3 protein-coding genes, 6 tRNA genes and 1 rRNA gene are annotated in these 3,131 nt (G+C 37.9%); 2 read left to right on the forward strand and 8 right to left on the reverse strand.

Annotation, left to right across the window (positions count from 1 at the left end):
• Nucleotides 1-312: 312 nt before the first annotated feature.
• Nucleotides 313-570: a hypothetical protein gene (locus tag DXB52_RS15090; protein ID WP_270370998.1), complete on the reverse strand. Its 258-nt coding sequence runs from the start codon at nt 568-570 to the stop codon at nt 313-315.
• Nucleotides 571-845: 275 nt separating this feature from the next.
• Between DXB52_RS15090 and DXB52_RS15095 the strand changes: the two genes are divergently transcribed.
• Both DXB52_RS15095 and DXB52_RS15100 read left to right on the forward strand, forming a co-directional pair.
• A complete protein-coding gene (locus tag DXB52_RS15095; protein ID WP_227189790.1) occupies nt 846-1,100 on the forward strand; it encodes a hypothetical protein in 255 nt (84 codons plus the stop codon).
• A gap of 91 nt (nt 1,101-1,191) precedes the next feature.
• Entirely contained in the window at nt 1,192-2,115 is a 924-nt protein-coding gene (locus DXB52_RS15100; protein WP_270371000.1) for a tyrosine-type recombinase/integrase, read from the forward strand.
• 83 nt (nt 2,116-2,198) lie between these two features.
• On the opposite strand, the gene DXB52_RS15105 is transcribed toward DXB52_RS15100, so the two are convergent.
• The 7 genes from DXB52_RS15105 to DXB52_RS15135 all read right to left on the reverse strand — a co-directional run.
• Nucleotides 2,199-2,284, reverse strand: a tRNA-Leu gene (locus DXB52_RS15105).
• Between the two features lie 28 nt (nt 2,285-2,312).
• Nucleotides 2,313-2,386: transfer RNA gene (locus DXB52_RS15110), tRNA-Asp, on the reverse strand.
• 55 nt (nt 2,387-2,441) lie between these two features.
• A tRNA-Ile gene (locus DXB52_RS15115) sits at nt 2,442-2,515 on the reverse strand.
• 27 nt (nt 2,516-2,542) lie between these two features.
• Nucleotides 2,543-2,615 (reverse strand) — tRNA-Thr (locus tag DXB52_RS15120).
• Nucleotides 2,616-2,620: 5 nt separating this feature from the next.
• Nucleotides 2,621-2,692, reverse strand: a tRNA-Glu gene (locus DXB52_RS15125).
• Between the two features lie 194 nt (nt 2,693-2,886).
• Nucleotides 2,887-2,959: transfer RNA gene (locus tag DXB52_RS15130), tRNA-Asn, on the reverse strand.
• 77 nt (nt 2,960-3,036) lie between these two features.
• A 23S ribosomal RNA gene (locus DXB52_RS15135) occupies nt 3,037-3,131 on the reverse strand; the annotation flags it as partial.

The following is a 3,131-nucleotide window of genomic DNA, read 5'->3' on the forward strand; positions in this document are numbered from 1 at the left end:
TGTATCATACTTAACCCTCTTCTTTATAAATACTTCAAAGTGTATCATACTTAACCCTCTTCTTTATAAATACTTCAAAGCCAAATTAAGATTATCTCTTTCATACTATTCACAGTATAATTCCATTTTATAAAATATTCAATTAAAAAGGTATGCGAATGTTTTTTATTTCCGCATACCCATTTATCACTTTATTCCTTATATTCTTTTGTTCGTATTTTCGCAAACTAACGTTCCGCAAGGATGCCCAGTGCGACGGTTCCTAACAGGGCGGCGGGTCGACTGGGCAAGTGGTCGGCTGAGAAGCATTTTCTACTCAACGACATATTTAACGTTTGATTCTCTCCGTCCCTCATATTTCTCCTGTGCCAACAGTTTATCAAGAAATTCTGACACTTCTTCCATGTCTTCACTATCTATCAAATCCAGTTTTATCAATACATCAAGGTCTGTCTGATTCTTCGGTTGTATTGAGATCGGCTGAGATGTATCCACAACCACTTTCGACTGTTTTGTCTTATTTGCTGTTTCAACATCCGTAGTTAATCCCATAACGTGGCTTTTACTCATTGTGGATATTTGTCTCCAAATGAATATGAGGAACAATATCTGAAAAACTTGGAAACGGACGTAACAAACTTAGCGAGTTAACAATTACAAAAAAGGAAAATTGGTTACATTTAATTTGTACTTTTTCTTGACATAGGACCAATTTTCCGTATATAGCAAAAGAAAAATTACAGAATTTATGGTCACATGGATTTATTAAAATCAATCGCATTGATGTAGACAGCAAAGAAAACAGAGGTCGTTATCTTAGCAAGTATTTTGGAAAAGACCTTGATTTGAAAGAACATAAGAAAAAAGCCTTTTTTAAATCTCAAAATCTGAAAGTTCCACACGAAACAAAAGTCATGCTGACCGAAGACATTTTACATGACTTACAAAAAGAAAATATCGTCTTTCAGAAAGAATACACAAGGCAAATTTACGATACCAACGCTTTCTTATCTACTGGTTCATGCTTAAAGGACAGCAGTGTTATCTACATCAAAATTAAAAAAGAAAATCCTTGCGTAAAGGGGGAATCTTATGGATAATCCCGTTACGTTTTCAGATATAACATTATTGAATACGTTAGCCACCTGTGCTAACATGACCACAGATGAAGTCTTCAAAGATTTTAAAATTATGGCAAATAAAAAAATCTTGAAGAATCACAAATATGAAATTTATTACTCGGAATCAGAAAAAAGCTGGCGTACTTATTTACCCGACGAAACCAAACCTAACAAACGCCGTCCTGTTAAGAGGAAGAGTAAAGAGAACCTTGAAAAAGAAATCATCAGATTTTATATCGAAAAGCAGAAAGCTGAAAACCGTCAGAATGTCACACTGGAAGAATTATACGCTGAATGGCTTTTGTATAAAAGAGACTATACTTCCGTAAAAGCAAAGACAATTCAAGAATATGTATCTGAATGGAATAGATTTTTCAAAGATACAGAACTTGTTAAAATGAAGATAGGCGAAATCAAACCAATCACGCTTATCCGCTTTTTCAGAGAAGCTACAAAAGACCGACAGTTCACGCATAAGCGAGTCAGTAATGCACGTTCTGTTCTGAATGGAATCATGAGTTATGCGATTGAAGAAGAAATTATATCTCATAATCCTGTCTCTGATGTGAATTTCAAACAGTTTACCTATAAGCCAGTAGAAGTACAAAGTGACGTAGTAAATCAAATGAAAGGAAATACTTCTCATGGATTCCGTAAACAGTTCCTTACAGACGAAGCACTTAAAATTCTTCACAAAGCAAAGGAATTAAATCCAAATGGAATATATGTTTTTGAACCTAACGGTGAGATTATGACAACAGACAGCTTTAATCGCCGTTTGAAGAAATATTGTAAAGAAGCCGGTGTTCCTTATCATTCCAGTCATAAAATCCGCTTTTACAATGCTTCAACAGCTTTTGACGGAAATAATCTTACAACCCTTAGTTATTTAATGGGACATAGTGAAACAGCTACAACATTGCATTACTTGCGGAATGTCAATAAGAGGAAGAACGATAGGCTTGCTTTTCAGAATCTTGGTATTTCATCATAAAGTGTTCAGAGGTGTTCAAACATTTTAAAACAAAAAAATAAGAGAAACGCTATAAATTCAACGTTTCTCCTACTTTTTACTAATGCCGCAGACCGGAATCGAACCGGTACGGGTATCACTACCCACGGGATTTTAAGTCCCGGGCGTCTGCCAGTTCCGCCACTGCGGCATTCCTCAAAATACTTTCGCATCTTGAACGACCCAGAAGAGACTCGAACTCTCGACCTCCGCCGTGACAGGGCGGCGCTCTAACCAACTGAGCCACTGGGCCAAATATTTAATTGTCAGCTCGCTGCCCCTTACTACTTCCAAGCAGTCTAGCTAAGTGGACCTTCGGGGACTCGAACCCAGGACCGACCGGTTATGAGCCGGTTGCTCTAACCAACTGAGCTAAAGGTCCAATTGATTATTTATGTTCCTAAGAACAAGCCGATGATCGGACTCGAACCGATAACCTGCTGATTACAAATCAGCTGCTCTGCCAATTGAGCCACATCGGCATAAATGACCCCGACGGGAATCGAACCCGTGTTACCGCCGTGAAAGGGCGATGTCTTAACCGCTTGACCACGGGGCCATACTTTGTCTGTCAACTTCCTCAACAGCGATTATAATCATATCATATAAATCATCGTTTGGCAAGTACTTTTTTGATATTTTTTTAATTTTTGAAACTTTTCAAATAATTCGACAAATTGAACTTCTTAGTTCCTACTCCTGATCCGATAATCAGAGAATAAAAAGATCTTACATTTCTGCAAGATCTTCAAGCTCCCCCTGTTGGACTTGAACCAACGACACTTCGGTTAACAGCCGAATGCTCTACCGACTGAGCTAAGGAGGAATATTTAATTAAAGGTTATGTACCTTCAAAACTACATACAGTCAAAACCAACATCATCATCCAAACCTATCACTGCTTTGGTTATGCCCTCGACCTATTAGTAACAGTCAGCTCCATGTGTTACCACACTTCCACCTCTGCCCTATCTACCTCGTCGTCTTCAAGGGGTCTT

Source organism: Ruminococcus sp. OM04-4AA (genome assembly GCF_003462585.1).
Lineage (GTDB): Bacteria > Bacillota > Clostridia > Lachnospirales > Lachnospiraceae > Mediterraneibacter > Mediterraneibacter faecis.

Bases quoted from the DNA above. Each gene is read 5' to 3' on its own strand.
- DXB52_RS15100 (WP_270371000.1), top strand. From the start codon at position 1,192: ATGGCAAATAAAAAAATCTTGAAGAATCACAAATATGAAATTTATTAC.
- DXB52_RS15090 (WP_270370998.1), bottom strand. From the start codon at position 570: ATGAGTAAAAGCCACGTTATGGGATTAACTACGGATGTTGAAACAGCA.